Annotated in this window: 22 protein-coding genes and 1 pseudogene; 6 read left to right on the plus strand and 17 right to left on the minus strand. The window is 52.7% G+C overall.

What is annotated here, in order from left to right:
- Positions 1-35: 35 nt before the first annotated feature.
- The 5 genes and pseudogenes from folE to MKZ24_RS01525 form a co-directional block, all read right to left on the minus strand.
- Positions 36-629 carry a GTP cyclohydrolase I FolE gene (gene folE / locus MKZ24_RS01505; RefSeq protein ID WP_039308661.1) on the minus strand — a complete coding sequence of 198 codons (594 nt, stop codon included), beginning with the start codon at positions 627-629 and terminating at the stop codon, positions 36-38.
- A gap of 54 nt (positions 630-683) precedes the next feature.
- A complete protein-coding gene (locus MKZ24_RS01510) occupies positions 684-935 on the minus strand; it encodes a YneF family protein (protein WP_042133331.1) in 252 nt (83 codons plus the stop codon).
- Between the two features lie 101 nt (positions 936-1,036).
- A pseudogene (gene queG / locus MKZ24_RS01515) lies at positions 1,037-2,808 on the minus strand (tRNA epoxyqueuosine(34) reductase QueG).
- A 38-nt stretch (positions 2,809-2,846) separates the two neighbouring features.
- On the minus strand, positions 2,847-3,464 hold the full coding sequence (lepB, locus tag MKZ24_RS01520) for a signal peptidase I (protein WP_081956359.1): 618 nt from the start codon (positions 3,462-3,464) through the stop codon (positions 2,847-2,849).
- Positions 3,465-3,673: 209 nt separating this feature from the next.
- Positions 3,674-4,093, minus strand: coding sequence for a GNAT family N-acetyltransferase (locus tag MKZ24_RS01525; RefSeq protein ID WP_039308670.1), 420 nt, complete (start codon positions 4,091-4,093; stop codon positions 3,674-3,676).
- A 469-nt stretch (positions 4,094-4,562) separates the two neighbouring features.
- On the opposite strand from MKZ24_RS01525, the gene MKZ24_RS01530 reads away from it, so the two are divergent.
- A complete protein-coding gene (locus tag MKZ24_RS01530) occupies positions 4,563-5,171 on the plus strand; it encodes a superoxide dismutase (RefSeq protein WP_039308673.1) in 609 nt (202 codons plus the stop codon).
- A 164-nt stretch (positions 5,172-5,335) separates the two neighbouring features.
- Here the strand turns inward: MKZ24_RS01530 and MKZ24_RS01535 are convergent, their stop codons facing one another.
- Positions 5,336-6,202 carry an SDR family oxidoreductase gene (locus tag MKZ24_RS01535; protein WP_042232348.1) on the minus strand — a complete coding sequence of 289 codons (867 nt, stop codon included), beginning with the start codon at positions 6,200-6,202 and terminating at the stop codon, positions 5,336-5,338.
- 221 nt (positions 6,203-6,423) lie between these two features.
- On the opposite strand from MKZ24_RS01535, the gene MKZ24_RS01540 reads away from it, so the two are divergent.
- The gene (locus tag MKZ24_RS01540; RefSeq protein WP_340781096.1) at positions 6,424-7,017 is read left to right on the plus strand and encodes a TetR/AcrR family transcriptional regulator; all 594 of its coding nucleotides are present in this window, start codon (positions 6,424-6,426) and stop codon (positions 7,015-7,017) included.
- A 163-nt stretch (positions 7,018-7,180) separates the two neighbouring features.
- Here the strand turns inward: MKZ24_RS01540 and mutY are convergent, their stop codons facing one another.
- Together mutY and acpS are read right to left on the minus strand one after the other, a co-directional pair.
- Complete coding sequence (gene mutY, locus MKZ24_RS01545; RefSeq protein WP_340790027.1) at positions 7,181-8,521, minus strand: A/G-specific adenine glycosylase; 1,341 nt, start codon at positions 8,519-8,521, stop codon at positions 7,181-7,183.
- Positions 8,522-8,657: 136 nt separating this feature from the next.
- On the minus strand, positions 8,658-9,050 hold the full coding sequence (acpS, locus tag MKZ24_RS01550; protein WP_340781098.1) for a holo-ACP synthase: 393 nt from the start codon (positions 9,048-9,050) through the stop codon (positions 8,658-8,660).
- 167 nt (positions 9,051-9,217) lie between these two features.
- On the opposite strand from acpS, the gene MKZ24_RS01555 reads away from it, so the two are divergent.
- Positions 9,218-10,036, plus strand: a complete 819-nt coding sequence (locus MKZ24_RS01555) for an alpha/beta hydrolase family protein (RefSeq protein WP_042232338.1) — start codon at positions 9,218-9,220, stop codon at positions 10,034-10,036.
- A 112-nt stretch (positions 10,037-10,148) separates the two neighbouring features.
- Here the strand turns inward: MKZ24_RS01555 and nadE are convergent, their stop codons facing one another.
- The 3 genes from nadE to MKZ24_RS01570 all read right to left on the minus strand — a co-directional run bounded on the left by nadE (position 10,149) and on the right by MKZ24_RS01570 (position 13,131).
- A complete protein-coding gene (gene nadE, locus MKZ24_RS01560; protein WP_340781100.1) occupies positions 10,149-10,958 on the minus strand; it encodes an ammonia-dependent NAD(+) synthetase in 810 nt (269 codons plus the stop codon).
- 125 nt (positions 10,959-11,083) lie between these two features.
- Entirely contained in the window at positions 11,084-11,518 is a 435-nt protein-coding gene (locus tag MKZ24_RS01565) for a BrxA/BrxB family bacilliredoxin (protein WP_042232334.1), read from the minus strand.
- Positions 11,519-11,694: 176 nt separating this feature from the next.
- Positions 11,695-13,131, minus strand: a complete 1,437-nt coding sequence (locus MKZ24_RS01570) for a two-component system sensor histidine kinase NtrB (RefSeq protein ID WP_052415943.1) — start codon at positions 13,129-13,131, stop codon at positions 11,695-11,697.
- Positions 13,132-13,576: 445 nt separating this feature from the next.
- Here MKZ24_RS01570 and MKZ24_RS01575 point away from each other — a divergent pair, with 445 nt between their 5' ends.
- Positions 13,577-14,845, plus strand: coding sequence for a BaiN/RdsA family NAD(P)/FAD-dependent oxidoreductase (locus tag MKZ24_RS01575; protein ID WP_042232331.1), 1,269 nt, complete (start codon positions 13,577-13,579; stop codon positions 14,843-14,845).
- 79 nt (positions 14,846-14,924) lie between these two features.
- Here the strand turns inward: MKZ24_RS01575 and MKZ24_RS01580 are convergent, their stop codons facing one another.
- Together MKZ24_RS01580 and MKZ24_RS01585 are read right to left on the minus strand one after the other, a co-directional pair.
- Positions 14,925-16,193, minus strand: a complete 1,269-nt coding sequence (locus MKZ24_RS01580) for an ABC transporter permease (RefSeq protein ID WP_197073029.1) — start codon at positions 16,191-16,193, stop codon at positions 14,925-14,927.
- The gene (locus MKZ24_RS01585; RefSeq protein WP_042232325.1) at positions 16,172-16,915 is read right to left on the minus strand and encodes an ABC transporter ATP-binding protein; all 744 of its coding nucleotides are present in this window, start codon (positions 16,913-16,915) and stop codon (positions 16,172-16,174) included. The genes MKZ24_RS01580 and MKZ24_RS01585 overlap by 22 nt, the downstream gene beginning before the upstream one ends.
- Before the next feature lie 402 nt (positions 16,916-17,317).
- On the opposite strand from MKZ24_RS01585, the gene MKZ24_RS01590 reads away from it, so the two are divergent.
- Entirely contained in the window at positions 17,318-17,785 is a 468-nt protein-coding gene (locus tag MKZ24_RS01590) for a MarR family winged helix-turn-helix transcriptional regulator (protein WP_039309924.1), read from the plus strand.
- A 125-nt stretch (positions 17,786-17,910) separates the two neighbouring features.
- Here MKZ24_RS01590 and MKZ24_RS01595 read toward each other — a convergent pair whose 3' ends face one another.
- From MKZ24_RS01595 to MKZ24_RS01605, 3 genes are all read right to left on the minus strand, one after another.
- Positions 17,911-19,416 carry an MDR family MFS transporter gene (locus tag MKZ24_RS01595; RefSeq protein WP_042232323.1) on the minus strand — a complete coding sequence of 502 codons (1,506 nt, stop codon included), beginning with the start codon at positions 19,414-19,416 and terminating at the stop codon, positions 17,911-17,913.
- 18 nt (positions 19,417-19,434) lie between these two features.
- On the minus strand, positions 19,435-20,004 hold the full coding sequence (locus tag MKZ24_RS01600) for a GNAT family N-acetyltransferase (RefSeq protein WP_340781104.1): 570 nt from the start codon (positions 20,002-20,004) through the stop codon (positions 19,435-19,437).
- A gap of 171 nt (positions 20,005-20,175) precedes the next feature.
- Complete coding sequence (locus MKZ24_RS01605) at positions 20,176-20,475, minus strand: hypothetical protein (RefSeq protein ID WP_039309934.1); 300 nt, start codon at positions 20,473-20,475, stop codon at positions 20,176-20,178.
- A 221-nt stretch (positions 20,476-20,696) separates the two neighbouring features.
- Here MKZ24_RS01605 and MKZ24_RS01610 point away from each other — a divergent pair, with 221 nt between their 5' ends.
- Positions 20,697-21,176 carry a GAF domain-containing protein gene (locus MKZ24_RS01610; protein WP_042232319.1) on the plus strand — a complete coding sequence of 160 codons (480 nt, stop codon included), beginning with the start codon at positions 20,697-20,699 and terminating at the stop codon, positions 21,174-21,176.
- A 141-nt stretch (positions 21,177-21,317) separates the two neighbouring features.
- Here the strand turns inward: MKZ24_RS01610 and MKZ24_RS01615 are convergent, their stop codons facing one another.
- Positions 21,318-23,750, minus strand: a complete 2,433-nt coding sequence (locus MKZ24_RS01615) for a glycogen/starch/alpha-glucan phosphorylase (RefSeq protein ID WP_340781105.1) — start codon at positions 23,748-23,750, stop codon at positions 21,318-21,320.
- Between the last annotated feature and the right edge of the window lie 49 nt (positions 23,751-23,799).

Genomic DNA, 23,799 nt, shown 5'->3' on the forward strand with positions numbered 1-23,799 from the left:
GCCTTGCACAAGTCAGGGAATATTAGTCCCGCGTACTATTCTTTGATCAGAGCAAGAAACTCAGCCCGGGCAGCAGCATCCTCTCGGAAAGTGCCCCGGGTTGCCATGGTTACTGTCTTGCTCCCGGGCTTCTTCACACCCCGGGCACACATACACAGATGCTCTCCTTCGACAACCACCATAACACCGTGCGGATTCAGCACCTCGGTCATGATGTCGGCGATCTGGGCAGTAATGCGCTCCTGCACCTGCAGGCGGCGGCTGACCGCTTCCACGAGCCGGGCCAGCTTGCTCAGTCCGGCAATCCGCCCGCTGGGGACATAGCCAATATGCACTTTGCCGAAGAAAGGAGCCATGTGATGCTCGCACTGGCTGTAATAGACGATATCCTTCACAATGACAAGCTCTTCATGAGACTCGTCAAAAGTAACGCCTAGCGCTTCGCGCGGATCAATCGAATAGCCGCCAAATATCTCTTCATACATCCGCGTGACTCTAGCCGGTGTTTCCAGCAAGCCTTCGCGGCTGGTATCTTCACCAATCAGTTCTAATATTTTCTCAACATGATACTCGATTTGCTCACGGTTTACAGAAACCTTCCCGTTCATGTACTCCTTGATGCTCCCCATGAAATCTCCCCCTTCCGCACCACCAGCTGACTCTTATCTATTTCTCTATCCTGATTATTTCTTCTTGCGGGCCTGTCCTTTGGCTGCCGCAGGCGCACGCCCCGGCTGATTGCCGTTCTTCATCATCTGCTGGGCACGCTGCATTTGCTTTCCGTTCAGGTTATATCCCATTTGCTTAGCAACCTTCTGCAGCATTTCGGGATCATTCTGCATCGTTGTCATTTGTCTGCGCAGATAATACACACCGATAAAGAATCCGCCGATCAGACCTACAACAAGCGTAATAATAGGCAATGCAATATTCATCTGTAATCCACCTTTGTACTCTATTGTCTGGCAATGCCCTTAAGGCACGCGAATCTATCATAGCATTTCAACAACTGGACAGCAATTGGCAAATCCCGTGATCAGAAGAGATAGGTACCGCTTAAGCCGGGCCCCGCCTGCTCCGCTTCCAGCTGCAGCAGCCGGCTTTTGATTCCCAGGCCTCCGGCGTAGCCGACGAGCGAGCCTCCGGCACCTATAATCCGGTGGCAGGGTACAATGACCGGAACCGGGTTGCGGTTATTGGCCCCGCCAACAGCGCGTACTGCCTGCGGATTGCCAATCCTGACCGCAATATCCTTATAAGAGGCGGACTCCCCGTAAGGCACGCTGAGGAGAGCTTCCCATACCTGGCGCTGAAAATCCGTTCCGCGCGTATCCAGCGGCAGACTGAAGCTCTGCAGCTCCCCGGCGAAATACGCTGCAAGCTGCCGCTCCGCCTCGGATAAGCTCCTGGCATCCGCATAAATCCGTGCAGCGGGTCCCAGCTGCGCCTTCACCCAGCCTGCGATAGTGTCCGAGTTCGCATCATAGGTGCCGAACTTGATCATGCATAGTCCGGAAGCTGTAGCGCATAGCGTCAAAGGGCCAATGATTGAATCGATCTCCTTATAATAGAGCGAAGCTTCCGCCCCTTCGCTGCTCTCTAGACGGTGATTCATTCTCCTTCCGCCTCCTTCTGCCCCAGCAGCTTGTCCTGTGCCCGGCTTAGCATTCCGCGCACCGTAACGTCCTCTTCCATCTGCAGTGCCTGTTCCACGGCTGTGAGGGCTTCACTGCCGCCGATGCGGCTTAGGGCCCAGGCGGCAGTCCCGCGCATCTCCGGCCGCGGCTCCTGCAGCAGAATCTCGGTCAGCTTCGGTACGGCAGAAGCTTCCTTGAAATTGCCAAGCGCGATTACCGCATTGCGTTGGATAGGCTTTTTGCCCCGCCATGCAGCTGAGCTGCTGCCGAATTTCTCCTTGAACTCACGATTGCTCAGATCCAGGATCGGCATCAGCAGCGGCTTCACGATCTCCGGATCAGGCAGCAGCTGCGGGCGGTGATTCCAGTTCTTGCCGCGGTTATGGGGACAGACAATCTGGCAGGTATCGCAGCCGTACAGCCGGTTCCCGATCTTGGTCATATAGTCCTCACTGAGGAACCCTTTGGTCTGTGTCAGGTAGGATATGCAAGCCTGGGCGTTGAGTTGTCCCGGACCGACCAGTGCGCCGGTAGGACAGGCGTCGATGCATTTCGTACAGTCCCCGCAGCCTTCCTGCACCGGCTGATCCGGAGGCAGCGGTATATTCGTCACCATTTCCCCGAGATAGATCCACGATCCCCATTTGGGGGAGATAATCGCGCAGTTTTTGCCGCTGAACCCGATGCCCGCCCGCTCTGCAACCGCCCGGTCAACAAGAGCGCCCGTATCCACCATACTCTCCAATACGGCATCCGGAACACGCTCGCGGATGAAGTTCTCCAGCTTCGCCAGCGCTTCACGCAGTACATGATGATAGTCCTGCCCCCACGATGCCCTGGCCAGTATACCTCTGCGTGCTCCGGGTTCGGACTTGGGCGGTTCCTCCATTTTGGAGGGATAGGCTACAGCAATTGCAATAATAGAGAGCGGCTGCTCTCCCGACTGCAGCGCCGGAACCGTCCGCTTATCCAGATCCGGCTCCTCAAAGCCAGAGTCGTACCCGTTGTCCCTATGTTCCTGAAGTATATTTTTTAAATATAAAAACGGCTCTGCGGTGGTGAACCCGATATCGTCAATACCGAGCGCCGGCGCAGCAGCCTTGATTGCAGCCTTGAGATCCTCCCACTTGGAAGGCGGCGGAGCATAAGGTGACTGGAAGTTAGAATTCATTTCCGCCTCTCCTTTATTATTAGGTCTATACAAATCCCTTACAGGATTCTCATCTTAGCTACAGGCCACCAGATCAGGGATGCCTTCCCCACGATACTCTCCTGTGCAACGGCGCCGAAATAACGGCTGTCCTTGCTGGCCCCGGCATGGCGGTTATCCCCCATCACAAAGTAGGTACCTTCCTGGACAGTCAGCTGACTGAAATCCGGGTCTTGAATGGCCGTATCGATATAAGGCTCATCCACTACTTTACCATTAACGTAAAGCTGCTGGTCCTGAACTTCCACGATATCCCCGGGGATACCAATAATCCGCTTAACCAGGTACTCCTTACGGTCCGGACCTGTACTGGGGTCATGCAGAACAACAATATCGCCCCGGCCCGGATTCCCGAAGCTCAGTGCAATCTTATTAATAATCAGCTTCTCCCCTTCATAGAGGGTTGGCTGCATGGATTGGCCAATCACAGTAGACACATTGAACACAAATATATTAAGCAGTGACATGATCGCGAATACAATCCCCGCAGTGATGATCCACTCCCGCATATCCTTAAGCCAAATTCTTCTCGATTCCCGCTTGGATTTGTTATGGGTGACGGATCTGTATCGTTGTTTGCGGCTCCGCATGAATTCTTCTTCAAGCTCCCGGTTCATAGGCCACCTACTTGCTTCGATTGGGTTTATAAGTCCATAACAATAGAAAAGCATATCTTCCGCCCATTTGCAATGCAATGGACACTGGGAAGATATGCTTTAGTATAATGAAACAGACTATGCAGGTGTGACCTTATTCTAAAGTACAGGCTGCAATAGTTCTCTACTCTACCAATTGTTTCCGCTTACAGCACCGTTTCAAAAAATAATTACCCGACAATGCTCAGCTTGCGTACAGATTTGAAGATCTGGTCCTCACCATAACCCATGGCCTCATACAGCGGCAGTGCGAAGGAATTATGCTCATCAACGGCTACATAAATACCGCTGACCTTGCGTGCCTGGAATCTGTGTTCCATCGCCGATACGAGACTCTTGCCGACTCCTCTGCGGCGGTATTCAGGATGTACGGCAATGCGGAAATAACAGCCGTGGTTCTTCTCAATCGTACCAATCAGTGCGCCGATGATTTCTCCTTCATCCTCTGCAACTACAATGAGATCTGAATCCCATGAAAGCTGCCTGGAGAAGGGCTCGATCGTGCTCTCGAAACATTCTTCCGATAATGCGGTCTGCAGCAATTCAGTCACTGGAGTAACGTCGCTTAATTGAAAGGAACGAACGTGCATACTTAAAAGTCTCCCTTTTCTATGGCTTAGAATTTTACAAAAAGAAGGAGTTTCCATAACAGTGTAAAGAGGAAAAAAGCATCAAAAACCGAGGAATACCTGCTTTTAAATCTATTAAAACACACTTTTCTCCCGATATCATCAATTTTCTTTTGAAAGCGCTTGATATGAAGCGTTTTCATTGAATAAAAGTTCATTTTTTCATGATTAAGGAAATTATCGCACTCTCTTAAGAAGTTTTATAACTTTAACACACTCATAACATTTGTAGTGAACTATAGATGAAAAAACACTTTATAAACAATAATGTTTGTTTAATGTTGCATTATTGTTCCAGATACGGTTTAATAATAAGTATCTCAACGGATATATAACCTATAAGCCACATCGGAAATAAGGGGTTTTGACGTCAAGACCGCCAAAATTCTTTATCTATACAAATTCTAATATACTCAGGAGGGATTTTTCCATGGCATTTCAATTACCGGCACTTCCTTATCCAAACAACGCTCTTGAACCACACATCGACGCTTTGACGATGGAGATTCATCACGACAGGCACCATAACACTTATGTGACGAACCTGAACGCCGCACTGGAAAAAGCACCTGAACTGCAAGACAAGAGCATTGATGAGCTGCTGACTGACCTGAACGCTGTACCTGAAGCTATCCGCACTGCTGTTCGCAACAACGGCGGCGGACATGCCAACCACACCTTGTTCTGGGAAGTTATCGGACCGAACGGCGGAGGCGCACCCACTGGCGCTCTGGCTGCTGCAATCGACAGCGAACTGGGCGGATTCGATAAGTTCAAGGAAGACTTCGCTACTGCAGCTACTACACGCTTCGGCAGCGGCTGGGCCTGGCTCGTCGTGAAAGACGGCAAGCTTGCTGTAACCAGCACTCCTAACCAGGACAACCCGGTCAGCGAAGGCGCAACTCCAATCCTCGGCCTCGATGTATGGGAGCATGCTTACTACCTGAACTACCAGAACAAACGTCCTGACTACATCAAGGCGTTCTGGAACGTAGTGAACTGGGAAGAAGTCGGCAAACGTTACGAAAGCGCAAAATAACGAATTGCGGCTTTGATGCCGCAGCATCATGGTATAAAGAAAAACCGGGAGCACCCTTGTGGGTGGCTCCCGGTTTTTTGTGTTTTGGGGGATGAAGCAGGAAGTATCTTGCAAGGTTTCCAGACCGTCCTCTGACCCTAATTATAGATTTCCACATCAGCAAATCAACCGTGTTGATGAGAAATTGACTCTTTCAAGAGCTCTCTAATATTCATCGGGGGTCGTCCGATCAGGTTAGACAGTGTGGTACTCGCTTGCGCGAATTCTCCATTCCGGCTCGCAAGAAACATCCCCATGAGCATGTTAGCCCTATCCTCAGGTTGACCTTGGGATTTTAAATGGTCCTGATATTCTTCATCCGACACAACAATTCGGCGTAGTGGGCGGCCGGTAATCTCCGAGGCAATAGTCGCGAGTCCATCCATATCCATCGCCTCGCAGGCCGTAAGATTAGGAGTTAGGCCGTCGAATTTCTGCTCCATTAGGATAGCCGCCGCAGCTTCGGCCAAATCGGGGTGAGATGTCCAGGCAACCGGACCGTCCTCAGGAGTAATCAATTCCCCTGTCTGGATTGCTCTTCCGATCAACATCCCCGCTAATGTTGCGTAAAAGCCGTTACGTAGCGACGTGTAGGCCATACCTGAAGCTTTCAGTAATTCTTCTGTTGCAGCATGGTTGAGCATAGGGGGAAAGTACGAGTTCGGGGAAGAACCTATGTGACTTGTGTACAGCACCCGACCGGCACCAGCCTTCTTTGCCGTTTCAATCGCTGTTTGATGTTGACGAATCCCTCCCTCTCCCATGATGCCGGACGATACGATGAGAACCTGTGATGCTCCTTCGAAGGCGTGGAGAAGACTATCGGCATCGTCGAAATCACCCTGACGGACGCGAACTCCACGATCCTTAAGATCCTGTGCCTTATTCAGATCCCGGACACTCACAGCAATCTGCTCGGCCGGAGCACGCTTAAGCAGCTGCTCTACCACCGCCCTGCCCAATTTTCCGTTGGCTCCTGTAACAATGATCATGACAACACTCATCCTTTCTTTACTCACACGAATGGGTCCATCAAACTGATGATAATAATGCAGTGTTGTCTACACATATAAGGGCGTGTAAAATACACTTTATAAAAAAAGTATAAGAAAACTGTGCATTTTGGACTACCAGCAAAAAGGCCTTTTCGTTGCCTTAGCAATATTTCATGTAATTTTGTTGGTTTTAAGTTCATGAATAAGGGAGGTAGAGTATGATTGTGAACCTTAACGATCCTCGAGTAAAACGAACGCGTCAATTATTAATGCAGGCCTTCACGGAACTACTCGATCAAAAGAGGAATATCTACTCTATTTCTGTGCACGATATTACGACCAGAGCGACAGTTAACCGCGCTACCTTTTATGCCCATTTCGAAGATAAGTTTGCTTTTCTCGAGAACTGGATGCTGGACAAATCCCAAATCATCTTGAAGAAAAGATTACCCCACGAATCAAAATTTACTTTCGACTGTCTGCCAACCCTCATCCAAATCGTATTCGAATTTCTTACCGGATTTAGACAGCATATAACTCCAGGAGACAAGCAGTTTGAACCGATGTTTGAGATCGCAATGCAAAAGGAAGTTCATCAGCTCCTGCTCAAATGGTTAAGGGAGGATGCCGTTACCGGGGTTTCGCAAGAGAAACTGGAGGCTACATCTCTAGTCATAAGCTGGGGCATATTCGGGTCGGCCTTGCAGTGGAGCCGGAACCCCCAAGGTCGCAAGGCGGAAACAATGGTAAAAGAGGTTTTAGAGGTTGTAGGGGCCAGTTTGGCACCTATTTTGGAACGAAGAACGGAATAAGGACCGTGCAGGAAGGCATCCTCATTCTGCACGAATGGCAAGAGGGATCTGATAAGCAAACAACAGAGTGAAAAAGGTTAGAAGCCCCTTCCTGTTACTACGGAAGGGGCTTCTGGGAAATTCAATTACCGTTACTTGTGGTACGGTTCAGCAGATGAGGGCCTCAGTTACCGGACTTCCCCACCTGCTCATCGAAATAAGCGTTGAGCAGCTTGAGGAACACATTGGGAAAGGCGTAATTCGCCATATCGCTGCGGCTGATCCAGCGTACTGCACCTGCGTCCTCGGGATGGCCGCTTCCGTCCGCGAACCGCTCCGCCGGGACGGGCTCTTCCGCGAACAATCCTGCAGAGGAGGACGGTTCGGGCGGCACCGTGCCGGTACTGTAAACGCCGGCCGCAGCTTCGGCAGCGCCAGAAGCGGCTGCACCCGTGGACTCAGCTGTGCTGGCTGCGCCGTACGGGGCCCGCCCTTCCGCAGCCAGCGGCAGGGCCGCTTCTTCCCTGCAGCGGTACACCTGCAGGGTCCAGACAATATGGCTGAATGTATGCTCCGCAGCCATCCAGTGCCCCTCAGGCCGGGCGAAGATCCCGGCCTGAAGCAGGGACCGGCGCAGCCGGTCCTGCGCTGCCGTCTCCGGCAGCAGCGCAGCGGAAGCGCCGCCCTCCGCAGGCGGCGCCGGCCAGTGCGGCAGCTCCCACATGCGGGCCAGGAGCCCGCTGGATGGCCGCTGCCGGATGAGGACCCGGCCCGCGTGCTCGCCGCGGCCCTCTATCAGGGCTGCCAGCCGCTCTTCCGGGCGCGGCGGCTTGGCCTTGGTCTTAACGGGCAGCGAGGTCTCGCAGCCCGCGAGGCGCGCTGAGCAGTGCTCCATCACCGGGCACGGCAGACAGCGCGGTGATTTCGGCGTGCAGATCAGCGCGCCAAGCTCCATCAGCGCCTGATTGAAGTGCGAGGCTTCCCCTTCGGGAATCAGCTCTGCCGCCAGGCGCTCCATTTTGACGCGGGTGGGGCCTTTGGCGATATCATCCTCAAGCAGGAAGTATCGGGACAGCACCCGCATAACATTGCCGTCCACAGCGGGCTCCGGCCGGTTGAAGGCAATGCTGAGAATAGCTCCAGCCGTATAAGGCCCTACTCCCTTAAGCCCGAATACGGCATCGCGGTCATTGGGAACCTGCCCGCCATACTCTTCCTTCACCTGCTTCGCGGCATGCTGCAGATTCCGGGCGCGTGAATAGTAACCAAGCCCCTCCCAGCACTTCAGGACATCCTCCTCCGGCGCATCGGCCAGTGACTCCACCGTGGGGAAACGCTCGATGAACCGGTTGAAATAAGGAATGACCGTATCGACTCTTGTCTGCTGAAGCATAATCTCCGAAATCCAGATGTAATAAGGATTGCGGTGGCGCCGCCACGGCAGATCCCGCTTCTGCCCATGGTACCACTCCAGCAAATTACGGCTGAAATAGGACTTGGCTTCCTGCTGCTCATTTGTAGTCATCATTAATCTCCTTGCTTCTATATTGAATGTATCTATATTCCGCGATAAGCAGGCTCGTCCCCTTATTGCGTATGGTTTCCCCGTATAAATACCGCTCTGCGAAGCGGCAGGGCAGGATTCGGCACTCCGCAGCAGCTTAGTTTACCTGCTCCACTACGGCAAAAGCTGAAGCCAGATCCCCGCTGTGTGTAATGGCCAGATGGATGATAGGGCGGCCGCCCGGCAGAATCAGCCGGTCCCAGGCCGCCTCCGACAGTGAAACGACCGGTTTGCCCTGGCTGTCCGGCAGAATTTCTATATCCTGAAATCCCACCTTCGCGCCGATTCCGCAGCCCAGTGCCTTCACTACTGCCTCCTTGGCGGCAAAACGCCCCGCAGCGAATTCCGCTGCCTTACCCTTCCGCCCTGCGGCCAGCTCAAGCTCACGCGCTGTAAGAATGCGCTGCAGAAATCCGTTTGCTTGTCCGCTTGCCAGCAGAGCCGTAATCCGGCGGATTTCCAGCACATCATTTCCGATTCCATAAATCACTATATCCACTCCTTAGCTGGACAGGGCAATATGCAATTACTGTAAAAAACCGCCCTATCCTTACCTGCTTTAATAATGGTATGATCTTCATAAACATTATTCATAAACATTATAAATAATACAACCTTCAAATCCGTTTCAGATTATATAGAGAGGGGATTTACCCGATGACCCGTAATTTCCAATTGCCCGCAGGAGAAGATGCTGTACTCCGCTGCTCGCATTTCCCCGCCCGGGATAAGGCTAAGAGCCTGATTGTTATCGCCCACGGTTACAAGGGGTTTAAGGATTGGGGGATGTTTCCTTATGCTGCGGCAGCCCTCAGCCAGGAGCATGAGGTCATAACCTTCAACTTCTCACATGCCGGAATCGGCGAAGATCTGCAGAATTTCACGGAGCTTGAGAAGTTCGCCCGCAATACCTATACCCGTGAGATCAAGGATATGGAGATCCTGCTCTCTTATCTCAGCCAGCACCACAAATTCGGCAGCCTGCCGTTATTCCTGCTGGGCCACAGCCGTGGCGGCGGAGACAGCCTGCTGTATGCGCTGGACCATCCGGGAGAGATCACCGGAGTGATCTCCTGGAACGGCATTACCGACCTCGACTTGTTCACGGAGGAACAGAAGATTGAGATGAGGCGCAGCGGCCGGACCCATGTGCTTAATGGCCGGACCGGCCAGCAAATGCCGCTGGATGCCGTATTGCTGGAAGACCTGGAACAGCATGCCGTGCGCTACAACCTGCTGGAACGGATGACAACGGCCAGCTTCCCGGCGGTTCTTATTCAGGGAAGCCAGGACAGTGAACGGCTGCGCCGGGGATCAGAGCAATTAACGGAGCTCCGCCCGGATATCCGCTGGGTGCAGATTCCCGGCGGCAATCACACCTTCGGAACCGTGCACCCGTTCGAAGGAGCTACCCCGCAGCTGGAGGAGGCAATATCCGCCTCCCTGGAGTTTATTAACCAGATCCTTGCCGGCTAAGCTTACAAGTTAGGCAGCGCCTCTCCAGCTATTACTTATGAAAGCCAGAACCGCCGGGAATTCTGCGAAATGAATGCAGCTTCTCCGGCGGTTCTTTTATACTTCTGACTTCTTATATTCCAGGGATTGCATCCCGTTTATGCCCCGTTCTGCGGTAGTAGGCTTCAAGCTTCCCGGCGACCTCGGGAGATACCGCTTTGCCCTCCAGATAGTCACTGTTGTCATCATAGGTGATCCCCAGCTCGGTTTCATCCGTCTGGCCCGGCCAGAGGCCGGCTGTCGGTGCTTTGGTCACGATATCGGCCGGTACTCCAATCGCCGCAGCCAACTGCCGCACCTGCCGTTTATTCAGTGAAGACAGCGGTGTAATATCAACCGCACCATCGCCCCATTTGGTATAGAAGCCGGTGATGGCTTCAGAGGCATGGTCTGTTCCTACTACCAGCAGATTGTTCTCGAAGGCTAGTGCATACTGCATAACCATCCGTGTTCTCGCCTTCACATTTCCTTTACCCTGATGGGTGATGTGGCGGTGCTGTCCCAGCGCCTTCAGGCTATGCTCTACCTCCAGCGCGATCTCGTTTACAGCTTCTTCAATATTAGTCTCTACCGTATGCGTCAGCTCAAACGCCTTGGCCACCGCGTAACTGTGCTCAATATCCTCCTGCTCGCCGTAAGGCTGGAATACACCGAGTGTAATATACTCTTTGCCTTCCTCTGCCGTCAGCTCGTCCGTAGCCTGTTTGCATAGACCCGCAGCCACTGCACTGTCCACTCCTCCGCTGATTGCAATCAGCAGCCCCCTGGCACCCGCCTGCAGCGTATATGCTTTCAGGAAATCCACACGTTTGCGCACTTCCGCTCCGGTATCAATCACCGGCTTAACTCTCAAGGCCTTAATAATCTCTTCCTGGATTCCCACTTCACACACCCCTTTTCTCATATCTTGATCTGTCCGAAGGGACTCAGGTGCCTATATGTTCAGAAAAAATCCCGCATGAGCCTAGCCTCCGGCTGATGCGGGAATATCCCTAACAGAAAATGAGCTTACTGGCACAGACGATTGAAAACTTCCTTCAGCTCAGCAGCAATTTCAGCAGCCGAACGGTCTTCAACGCCGTGACGTTCGATGAAATGAACAAGCTCGCCGTCCTTCATCAATGCAATGGATGGTGAAGATGGCGGGTACGGAGCAAAATACTCACGCGCCTTGGCTGTAGCTTCCTTCTCCTGGCCGGCAAATACCGTGAACAGGTGGTCGGGGAGAATTTCGTTCTGCAGCGCCTGAGCTACACCTGGACGGCATTGGCCGGCGGCACAACCGCAAACGGAGTTAACGACCACAAGTGAAGTTCCCTTAATGGCTGGAAGAGTTGCTTCAACTTCATCCGGAGTCAGCAGCTCCTGAAATCCGATACTCGTCAGATCATCGCGCATAGGCTGAATGGAATCCTTCATATATTGATTAAAAGACATGGACATTTCTCTGCACTCTCCTTTACCCTTTGAATAGTTGTCAGAACCCGGATAACATCGCCGCGTTACTGTACTACTTGCTAACTTTATTATACATACATACTCAGTGAAAGCAAGAGAAGCAGCCTGCCTCCAAGCCGTTATCCGGCAGCGCTATATGGCATAGTTCGAGCCTTGAATCCCTAAGAATAGACTTCAATCTCAGCGGGTTCCTTCTCGGGCTCAAAGGGGATCGTAACGATGACCGAGGTTCCTTTTCCCACTTCGGATTCCACATGAATGGTTCCGTTATGCCGTTCGGCGATACTTAAGCACAGCGGGAGCCCAAGTCCTGTACCCTGACTTTTGGTTGTGTAGAACGGGGTGAATAATTGCTTCAGCTGGCTCTGCGGAATACCGCTTCCCGTATCCGTGATGATCAGCTGCGCGGTATCTTCCTGCTCACAGGTTTCCAGCGTCAGCACACCCTTGGCGTCCATCGCCTCCATGGCGTTGCGGGCCAAATTAAGAATCAGCTGCTTGATCTCCCTGACATTCAGCCGCAGGGGCGGCAGTGACGGGCTAAGCTTCAGCTCAACACTCTGGCCGCGAAGATTGGCATCTGCCCAGATTAAGGGGGTAAGCTCTTCCAAAATCAGCTCCAGCTGGACCATCTCCTTTTCCGATACCCGGCTCTGGGCCAGTGACAGAAAGTCATTGATGATACTGTTGGCCCGGTCCAGCTCTTCCATAACAATATGATAGTAGGAGTGCAGGTCCTCCGGACTCTTCTCCCGCATCAGCTGCAGAAATCCGCGCACTACCGCCATGGGGTTGCGGATCTCGTGGGTAATCCCGGCAGCCATCTGCCCGACCAGTGTCAGACGTTCAACATTATCAAGCTCGCTGCGGATTTTCTCCTCTTCCGTAAGATCCTGTATAATCATGACAATGCCGCCCGGAACACCGGACTCATGCTTTAGTGGCGCAGTAAATATATGATAGGTCATGGAATCATAATTGATCTTGGCATTGGAGCGCTGCTTGTTCAGCAGAATTCCCCGTAAGCGTTCATAGATTTCCCGATCCATGCTTTTACCGAAGACCTGGTCTGCCGGCTGGGATAATATAATCTCTCTGGTTAAATGGGGGTAATGGCGCTGTATCAGGCTGAGCATATATTCATTCAGCTCTGTCACATATCCGTTGTCATCAAACGACATAATATTCAGCGGCACCACATTGGTAATCTGCTGCAGCTTCTCCGATTCCCACTGGAATTTCTCGGAGATTCCTTTCATCCGTTCCTTGACCTGCAGCCTATCCCAGGCCGTTTCAATATATACAATAAACAGTCCGCCCAAAATAACAGCCGTTAATAAATACACCCCTAACAGAATCGCTTCAGTGGGGGGTGTGTTAAGAATAATATGCCCTTGCATCCTAGGTGCAATTACAATGAACAGCATACTGGGAAATAAGGCGCCCCACAGCATGCCGACTTTATGGATTAGGGTGGCATGCTTAAAGGGCTTGGCCATCCCAAACAACAGTGGATAGAGCAGGCCTCCCGTATTTAATATGAGATGTTCAAATCCTGAAGGAACCGAGAATAGTGCAGTGCAAAATATGAAATACATTGCCAGGTAAGCTCCTGAACGAAAAGTCCCGTACAAGATCCCTATATACGCCGGAAGGATAGCCAGATTCAGATACACTACTCCGAACATTGTAGTCGACAAGGCCATACACAATGTAACCCCGAGTGCACAGCATATTATCAGAAAAGTCTGGTCATCCGGAAATCTGCGGTTTCTGCGTGTGAAATGGCCCTGATCTAAACGCCACTGAAACAGAAACAGGAAGGTGCACGCAGCCGATATTTGCAATAAAATATCCTTAACCGCATGAGTAATTGCAATCACTCCCCAATTTGGACAATATACCCTATCCCCTTAGATTAAAGCACAACCGCGCACTCCTGACAACGACAAACACATCAGATTTCTCCGGGCCTGGCTACACTCCGGCTGGAATGGTATGATGCCGTTAGAAGAGTGTTGCAACATGTAAAGGAGCAGAGTTATGAGTAATTATGATGTAATCGTCATTGGAGGCGGACCGTCCGGGTTAATGGCCAGCGTAGCCGCAGCCGGACACGGGGCGGCTGTATTATTGGTTGATAAAGGTGCCAAGCTGGGGCGGAAGCTGGGCATCTCAGGCGGCGGGCGCTGCAATGTTACTAACATTAAGGAAACTGAAGAGCTGATCGCCCATATTCCGGGCAACGGCCGATTTTTATACAGCTCGTTCGATCATTTCAACAACCGGGATATTATTGAGTTCTTCGAAGCCCTCGGTATCGCCCTGAAGGAAGAGGACAACGGGCGGATGTTCCCTGTATCGGACAAGGCTGCAAGTGTTGTCTCCGCGCTGGTTGGCAAAGTGCGCAGTCTTGGGGTGCAGATTATGACAGACAGTCCGGTGCGCGAGGTTATCTATGAGGACGGTGCGGTCACGGGCGTACGTCTGGAATCAGGAAAAGCCTTCAGTGCCGGGGCCGTTATTATCGCTACCGGCGGCAAATCCGTGCCGCAGACGGGCTCTACGGGTGACGGCTATCCGTGGGCCGCTGCTGCAGGACATACGATCACGGAGCTATTCCCGACGGAGGTCCCAATCCTTTCAAGGGAGGAATGGATTAAATCCGGTGAGCTGCAGGGCTTATCCCTGCGTGACGTGAGTCTTACGGTCTGGAATCCCAAGGGCAAGAAGGTGATCTCCCACCGCGGAGATATGATCTTCACTCATTTCGGGCTGTCCGGCCCGATCGCCTTGCGCTGCAGCCAGTTCCTGCGCCAGGTTCAGAAGAAATCAGGTATAGATACCGTAGAGTTGTCTATCGACCTCTTCCCCGACCTGACTCTGCAAGAGGCAGAGAACCTGCTGCTGAATAAGCTGGAGCTGGAGCCCAAGAAGGCCATCCGCAATTCACTGAAGGGCCTGCTGCCTGAGCGCCTGATTCCGCTGCTGCTGGCCAAAAGCGGACTGGACGGTGAGGTTACAGGGCATCACCTGCCGCGGACCGGTCTTCAGGCACTGGCTGCCTTGCTGAAGCGGATGCCGGTACTGGTCTACGGAACGCGTTCCCTGGCGGAAGCTTTTGTGACTGGCGGAGGGGTGAATCTGAAGGAGATTGATCCGAGAACAATGGAATCAAAACTAACGCAGGGGCTGTATTTCTGCGGCGAGATTCTGGATATTCACGGATATACCGGGGGCTATAACATTACTGCAGCCTTCTCGACCGGATACACAGCCGGCAAACATGCGGCCGCGCAGCCGCGCGGATAAGCAGCCGCTGCGGTTCCCGGGCTCATTCCTGTAAATAAATAAGCCTTCCTCCAGGTTACGGAGGAAGGCTTATTGTATGTTATCTGGCAAACCGCATGACACTGAATATACGGGCGATCCAGATGGCTGCCGCAGCGCCTACCGGTATAAAGAGCAGGAGCCCCCACCAGCCATACACGGGGATGCAGACAACGGCTGCACTGAGGACTGCAAACGGCATTAATAGAATCGGCATAGCCTTGGAACCGGCATCCGCCTTCTGTGCTTTGGTGAACGGCAGAATACCGATGTAGTCATCGCCGGAGAACAGCAGCCAGAAGGAAGACAGCCAATACGCCATCAGTGTAGTCAGGATGGCAAACAGCAGCCACTTCAGAACCACCGGCACAATAAAGATGGCCACAAGCGCCACGCCGGTAAACGACAAATACAGCTTGAAATGGGCCGGATTGCGCAGCATCGCTTTGACCGCTGCCGCCGAGAAGCGGCTCTCTGGTTCCTTGGAGGCCAGCAGCGGCTGCGATTTGCGGAAGATCCACGGTTTATACCTTGTAGGCCGCGGCTTATCCAGTACACCGCGCAGCAGAATGGCCGCTATCTTCATCCGCTGCTTGTAGTCTTCGCGCACATCGTTCATGAAGGTGCCGCGCAGCCGCAGACGGGCCCTGAACACTATGGCTGCCATCACGGCGAATCCGCCAGCAGCAATGAACAGCAGGACGGGGCTATCCTTCCAGAGGATTGCCAGACGCAGATAGACTCCGCAGGGCACCGTGACAGCCGGAATCAGCCACAGCCAGCGGCGGAAGCCCTGCCGCTGTACCTTAACGATATGGCCCAGCAGCTTAACGGACCAGCTGCAGGTTACCGTCAGCGCGAGCAGCCCGTAGGCCCCTGCCGCACTGACTCCGAACCCTTTGATTAGAAACGGCAGCAGAACGGCAACAGCCGCCCCCATCTTCAGCGTGGTTACCGCAAGGCTGTAGACCATTCCCCGCAGGATAATGGTGCTGATCCAGTTCTGCCGCTGTCTAAGAAACAGCGAGTCACCTTCCTGCAGCAGCAATACGATTCCTCCAGTAGCCAGCAGAATGGCCAGCAGCGCAGGTACGAGCAAATAGGGGACAGAGCTGATCCATGCTGGCTGCTCCCCGTTCCAGTAACCATAGTAGAAGCGTCCGCCTAGCAAGCCTCCCGGGATAATAATATACAGCAGGACGGTCCAGTCCACAGCTGTACGGATAATAGTAGACTGCTCACGGAAGTGGGAAGCCAGCCGGCGCCGGAAAAGAGCCGCAGCTGTAGGAAACGCAAATGAATTCCTGCTCATGTTAATTCGTCGAAGCAATCAAACAACGACCCCTCCGGCAGCCCTGCATCTCCGCGTATACCTTCCAATGTGCCCTCGGCAGCAATTCTGCCGCCGGAGATCAGTATGAAGCTGTCACAGATTTTCTCCGCTGTATCCAGAACATGCGTAGACATCAGCACACCGGCTCCACGTTCGCGCTCCGCCTCAAGCAGGCGCAGGAAATCCTTGGTTGCCCGGGGATCAAGCCCGATGAACGGCTCGTCCACGATATAGACATCGGGCTGGACCAGAAAGCCCAGCATCAGCATCATCTTCTGCTTCATGCCTTTGGAGAAGCCGGCAGGCAGATCATTGCGTACGCCTTCCATGCCGAACTGGATCAGCAGCCGCTCCGCTGTAGTTTCAAAGGTTTCATAGCTTAAACCATAGGCTGCAGCCGCAAGATCAAGATGCTCCCACAGCGTAAGATCCTCATAGAATACCGGCTGCTCCGGTACATAGGCGTAGGATTTGTTCTCGCCGCCCAGCTTCACCTTGGCCTTGGCATGCTTCAGCAGACCGAGCAGAGTCTTGATCGTGGTGCTTTTGCCGGCGCCGTTCGGTCCGATTAATCCAAGCAGCTCGCCCTTACGCACCTGAAAGGAAATCCCTGATATCCGTATATCTCCTGCTTCATAACCGGCTTCCTCAATCACAACATCAAGTACGACATCCTCATCGTCTTCACGCTCTTCGTAATAATTCGTAATCTGGTTCATATGACTCTCCATCTCCTAGGCAATCGTTCATAGTAATGCGATCATAACACCATAGACGGGTCTATGCTGCAAAAAATTTCACCACCGCTATCTGTCAGCGGCCTGGTCTCTATCCCCATTATACGAATTACCGGGGACAGACCTCAAATCCGCGCCGGATACCGCTATTTCCAACCCTGTGCTACAGCTTTGGTACGATCACCATGTGAAAATCGTGTCAAATCCGCAGCAGCTATGCACCTTCAAAAAATTGTTTGATTTTTAATAATTAAAAGTGTGCTTATTGTGACAAATGACATGTTCTTCATTCTTTGTTTGAAGTAATGTAGAGCTAGATCAAGAAAAGCAGTATTCCAAACCGTGCGGGGAAGCCCGTACGATTAACAATAGAGGTGGAGAAGCATGATACAATCTTATGAACGCGATACTCAATTGACACTGCATTTGTACAGGGTTTTTGCCAAGTCTTTCAAGAGCATTAACGAACACGCCGTTACCGGCAGCAAGATTGAAGGTTTCAATCCTACAGCCTTCGCCGTTATGGAGGTCCTCTATTATAAGGGGGCACAGCCTATCCAGCAGATCGGCGCCAAGCTTCTGCTGCAGAGCGGCAACGTTACTTACGTAATCGACAAGCTGGAAGAACGCGGCTACCTGCAGCGCAAGCCCTGCCCGAGTGACCGACGTGTGATTTTTGCCGAGTTGACTGTAGAAGGCGAACGCCTGATGAACGAGATGTACCCGAAGTATTCGGAACGCCTGCATCTGGCTTTCAGCGGACTGAGCGATGAAGAAAAGGAACAAATGATTATTCTTCTGAAGAAGATGGGCCTGCAGGCTGAGAAGCTCTCCCCGCTTCCACGCAAATAAGCGCAGTTAAGGCAGATATGGTTGTGAATCTATTCACTAACCTGCATGATATAAAGATAACAAAGCGGCAGCGTAATCCGGATGGATGGCGCTGCCGCTTTGTTATGAACAAGCAGGATTGAAGATTACGGCTTGGACACGGTACTTCCCTCTTGAATGGTTGGCAGCCCTTTATTAAGCCCTGCAGAAATAACCAGGGAGGCCACAGCAAAGACCGCCATCACAATGAAGAGCGAGTGCAGGCCGCTCTCCAGCGCGCCGTGCAGACTGCCCCAGGCCTCAGCAGACAGGGTACTCCCGCTATGCGGGTTAAGCAGTTGGTTGATATCAGCCCCTGTAGCAGCAGCCCCAGACTGTTCCGCCAGCTTCCTGTCGATATTGTAGTTCAGCCACGACCCGAAGATCGCCACCCCCACCGTCTGTCCGAGTGAACGGGTGAAGGTATTCAGGGCCGTTGACGCACCGCGCTGCTCATGCTGTACAGAGGATTGCGCGATAATCGTAAAGACTGTAGAAGCATAACCAAAACCTACGCCGCAGAACAGCATCAGAATCAATAGCAGCAGCTGGGACGAATCCCCGTTCATCAGAGTCAGCCCTACCGCTGCAACAACAATCAGCGACAGCCCTAGCATCCCTGTACGGCGGGTACCCGCGCGCAGAATCATTCTTCCGCCAGCGATAGAGCCGAGCATCCAGCCCACCGACATCGGGGCGAGAAGCAGGCCCGAGAGGGCCGCGCTTTTGCCGAAGACGCCCTGCACCCACAGCGGTACGTACGTAGACAGCCCAATAATTAAGGTGCTGACCAGCAGGTTAGCTCCTGTAGAGACAGCGATATTGCGGATAGAGAAGAGCTCCAGCGGCAGCATTGGCTCGGGAGCACGGCGCTCCACGAACAGGAACACGGCCAGCAGCACAGCAGCCCCCGCTAAGATAGCCAGCAGCAGCGGAGAGTTCCAAGCCAGACTCTGCCCTCCCGCCGTAAGACCAAAGAGCAGTGCTCCCATTCCTGCCGCGAACAGCAGCACTCCAGCCACATCAATTCTCGTCTTGCGCCGGACCTTCTCTTCCTTGAGATACCGCGAGATGAATATAATAGATAGCAGCCCAAAAGGCAGATTAAAGACAAACACCCAGCGCCAGCTCAAATAATCAACCACGTAGCCGCCAAGCAGCGGTCCTACGAGGGAGGAAATCCCCCATACCGAGCTGAGCAGCCCCTGAGTCTTCGCCCGTTCCTTAATGCTGTAGATATCCCCGATAATCGTAAAAGTCATAGGAATGAGCGCACCCGCCCCGATCCCCTGTATCCCCCGGAAAATAATCAGCTGCTGCATACTCTGTGAAATCCCGCATAACAGCGAGCCTGCCAGAAAGACCACAGCCCCGCCAATGAACACAGGCTTGCGGCCAATCAGATCACTTAACTTGCCAAAAATAGGTGTCGTAACGGCCATCGCCAGCAGATAAGCGGTGAATATCCAGCTGAGCCACTGCATTCCCTGAAAATCGCCGACAATGGCCGGTCCCGCCGGTCCCGTGACCGTCCCTTCGATTGCAGCCAGAAAAGTGGCCAGCAGTACTCCAATTAAAATTAACTTGCGTTCAGTTTCACCAGGTGACTTCAATGAATCCAAATCCTCTCTCTATGTTCTCAGGGCCCGCACTTTCTCTCCTTGCAGTAAGGAATACATCCTTACATCCTGATAGCCGGAAGCCGTATGCCGGTACTGCCGAAGCAGCCCCTCCTGCCGGAAGCCGAGCCTTGTAATCAGCTTCTCAGCCCGGATGTTGTCAGGATGGCATAAGGCTTCAATCCGGTTCAGCCCCATGCTGCCGAAGCCGAAGTCCAGCATAAGCTCCAGCGCTTCCCGCATATACCCCTGACCCATGGCGGCAGGTGACAGCTCGAAACCGATCTCCCCCCGGTAAGCACCCTCAAGCTGCCAGTGATTATAGCCGCAGCTTCCGATAACCTCCCCATCCGGCCCCAGAATACTCCATCGTATGCTTTCTTCTTCCAGGGCCATCTGTGCCAGCAGAGCAATCAGTGCTCCCGCTTCTTCTGCAGAGGACAAGAAAGGGGCGTCCAGCCAGGGCGCAACCTGGGGATGGCACCAGATCTTAAACAGCGCTCCTGCATCTCCGGCAGCCATAGCCCGGAGCCGCACTCTCCGGCCGGTTAATTCCGGAATGACTCCGCCACATGTATACATCTTCCCGCCCCCTTTCATCCTAATAAGTATACATCAGGGTGTAAGCATTCCCTTAAGCGAAATCTAACATGAATCCGAATTCCACACAAATAGCGCCTGCTCCACGCGGCTTGCTCCCGCGCGATCAGACGCTGTACGTTTCCTGAACATGAATGGTTACTTGATGTAGAATTAACCCGATGTACCCGCAGCCTTAACCGGCTTGAGCACTTCGGTACATAGCACTCCCAGCTTGGCCTGAATCGCTTTGAATTCCTCTATCCCCGTTCCGGTAATGCTGTATGCCTCACCATGAGCCGTGAGAAAGTTCTCCTGGGTCAGCCGTTCCAGTTCCTGTTTCACTTCGCGTTCCGCTACCCGGTACCCCAGATCCTCCAGCTCCGGCTGCATCTCCGTCAGTGTCAGATTCCTCTCATGTGCGAAATATAGCATATGGATTCCAATAAACAAGTTCTGTACGTCGGCGCGCATATTCCACTCCTTCCGGCTATAAGCCTTCGGTATATTTATAAAAGCATTACCCTGCCCGGGGTTGCCGGAAACATCCGACCGGAGATAATTCATACATCTTCCTGATTTTCCACTAACCGGATAAATCCGTTATTGCTTGACGTATTGCGCTCCGCTGTACTATCTTGTTAGTTAACAGTTATGGATTCATACTGACTCAAGGTACAGGAAGGTGATGCTTCATGTTTCAAGCCATGCCTTATGATGGCACCCGCAGCGAACGGTTTGAAGCCGTTCTAAGCCAGCTCGGGGCACTTATGGAGGGCGAGCCCAATGCTATCGCCAACTTATCCAATGCTTCGGCTCTGTTAAAGCTCTCTCTACCGGACACGAATTGGACCGGTTTCTATTTATTTGACGGCAAAGAGCTGGTTCTGGGCCCGTTCCAGGGACTTCCGGCATGCATCCGTATTCCACTTGGCCGTGGCGTATGCGGAACAGCGGCTGCGGAACGCCGTACCCTTGTCGTAGGCGATGTCCATGCCTTTCCGGGGCATATCGCCTGTGATGCTGCCTCGAACAGCGAAATCGTAGTTCCGCTGGTTAAGGAGGATACCCTGTACGGCGTACTGGATATCGACAGCCCGCTCAAACACCGCTTCGACGATGAGGAACGCCGTTTCCTTGAACGGTTCGCAGCCATGGTATCCGAGGTGCTGTAATTCTCTTCCGCTCCTTAAGCCTGAGCATGAAGAAGCCGCTCCACTGCAGGAATGTCCTGCTGATGGAGCGGCTTCTTCCATGTGGAGAATTAGTACAGGCTGAAGCTCCTACTCGCGGAGATTCAACCTGTAGCTGCAGCGTTATACCTGGACCGGATGGATATGCCAGATCTCGGAGGCATAGCGGGCGATCGTATTATCACTGGAGAATTTGCCGGAATGGCCGATGTTGATAATTGACTTCTTAAGCCATTCCTTCTGGTTGCGGTAGGCCAGGTCAATCTTGACATGGGTCTCCACATAACTGGCGAAATCCTTGAGGACGAAGAACTCATCATTATTATCAAGCAGCGACTGGTAGAGCGTATCGAATTCCTGGGCATGAGCGCAGAACGGTCCAGGCACAATCAGCTGATCCAATACTTCCTTCACCCGGCCGTCGCCATTATAGATATCGCGGGCGTGGTAACCGCCGTACTGGTAGTAGTCCATGACCTGCTCTGCCCGGAGACCGAACAGGAACATGTTATTATCTCCCACCATTTCATGCATCTCTACGTTGGCTCCGTCCATTGTCCCGACGGTCAGCGCACCGTTCATCATAAATTTCATGTTCCCGGTACCGGAGGCTTCCTTGCTCGCTGTAGAGATCTGCTCACTCACATCAGCTGCCGGAATAATCTTCTCCGCCAGTGATACCGAATAATTCTCCAGGAAGAAGATGCGGATCTTCCCGTTAATGTCCGGGTCCTTATTCACTACATCAGCCACCGTATTTATCAGCTTAATGATCCGCTTAGCCAGATGATAACTCGGAGCCGCCTTGGCACCAAAGATGAACGTACGCGGTACGATGTTCAGCGAAGGGTTGTCTTTGATCTGATTATACAAATGCATAATGTGCAATACATTCAACAGCTGGCGCTTATACGCATGCAGCCGCTTCACCTGCACATCGAAGATAGAGTCGGGGTCCACCCGGACACCGTGCTTCCCGTAGATGTAGTCAGCCAGATGCAGTTTGTTACGGCGTTTGATTGCAGCCACCTGCTCCTGGAAGGAGGTATCCTCACTGTATTTGATGAGTCCGATCATCTCCTGCGGCTGATGAATCCAGCGGGTGCCGATCGATTCGCTGATCAGTCCGGCCAACTCAGGATTGGCATGCTGCAGCCACCGGCGGTGTGTGATGCCGTTGGTCTTATTATTGAAGCGGTGCGGATACATCTCATTGAACAGGCGCATCTCACGCTTTTGCAGAATTTCCGTATGCAATGCCGCTACGCCGTTTACGCTGTGGCTGGCCACAATGGCGAGATGCGCCATCCGGACCTGATCATCATGAATGATCGCCATCTGATTGATCCGGTCCTGATCGCCTGGATATTTGCTCATCAGTTCGCCGCAGAAACGGGCATTGATCTCATCAATGATAAGGAAGATGCGCGGAAGCAGCTCCTTAACCATGCCAAGCGGCCATTTCTCCAACGCCTCGCTCAGAATGGTATGGTTCGTATAAGATACCATGCGTGTGGTCATGCTCCAGGCCTGATCCCAGCCAAGACCGTGTACGTCCATCAGGATACGCATCAGCTCGGGGATAACCAGTGTTGGGTGCGTGTCATTAATGTGCAAGGCTACCTTATCAGGCAGGCTGTCGATCGGAGCACCTGTCTTGGCGAAGGTACGGAGAATACTCTGTAGTCCTGCACTACACAGGAAATATTGCTGTTTCAGGCGGAGAAGCTTGCCTTCGTATTGTGAATCGTCCGGATACAGGAATTCAGAGATTGATTCTACGGAGCGCTTGTACTCCAGGAACTTGTGATAATCTGTCCCCCCTAGCGCACCGAATACTCTCGAAGGCTGCGTGATCGACTCTGCACTCCAGTTGCGCAGTGTATTCACATGCCTGCGGTCTGCCCCGATAACAGGAATGTCATACGGAACGGCTCTCACGGCTTCATAGTCCTTATGCTCAAAGAACAGCTCATCGTTCTCCCAGCGGGTATCCACATGTCCCCAGAAATGCACTTCCACCTGTTTGTCTTCACGGCGGACTTCCCACACATTATCATTCTGCAGCCAGTAGTCCGGCAGCTCTACCTGATATCCGTCTACAATCTTCTGCTCGAACAGGCCGTATTTATAGCGGATGCCGCAGCCATGCCCTGCATATTGCAGTGAGGCGAGCGAATCGAGGAAACATGCGGCCAGACGGCCCAGACCGCCATTGCCCAGCCCTGCATCCGCTTCAACCTCCTCGATATCCTGCAGGCAGAAGCCCAGCTCCGAGAGACCTTCACGGACAACCTCCAGCACACCCATATTCAGCAGGTTATTGCCCAGAAGCCTGCCGATCAGAAACTCCATGGAGAAATAATAGACCTGCTTATCCTGATCGATCTTGAACTTCTGATTGGTGTCCGCCCAGTTCTTGCCGGCATTCTCGCGGATCATATTCCCGAGGATATTGTAAATATCGGCGTTTGAAGCTTCCTCCAGCGGTTTGCCTAATTTCCCGATGAGTTTCTCGCGGAACACTTGTTTGAAAGTCTCTTTATCGTTGAACAACAGCAGGTTCCTCCTAACAGATGCTTGTATTTGTGGGAAAATATTGCCT

The sequence above is a fragment of the Paenibacillus sp. FSL R7-0297 genome, from assembly GCF_038009025.1.
Lineage (GTDB): Bacteria > Bacillota > Bacilli > Paenibacillales > Paenibacillaceae > Paenibacillus_AQ.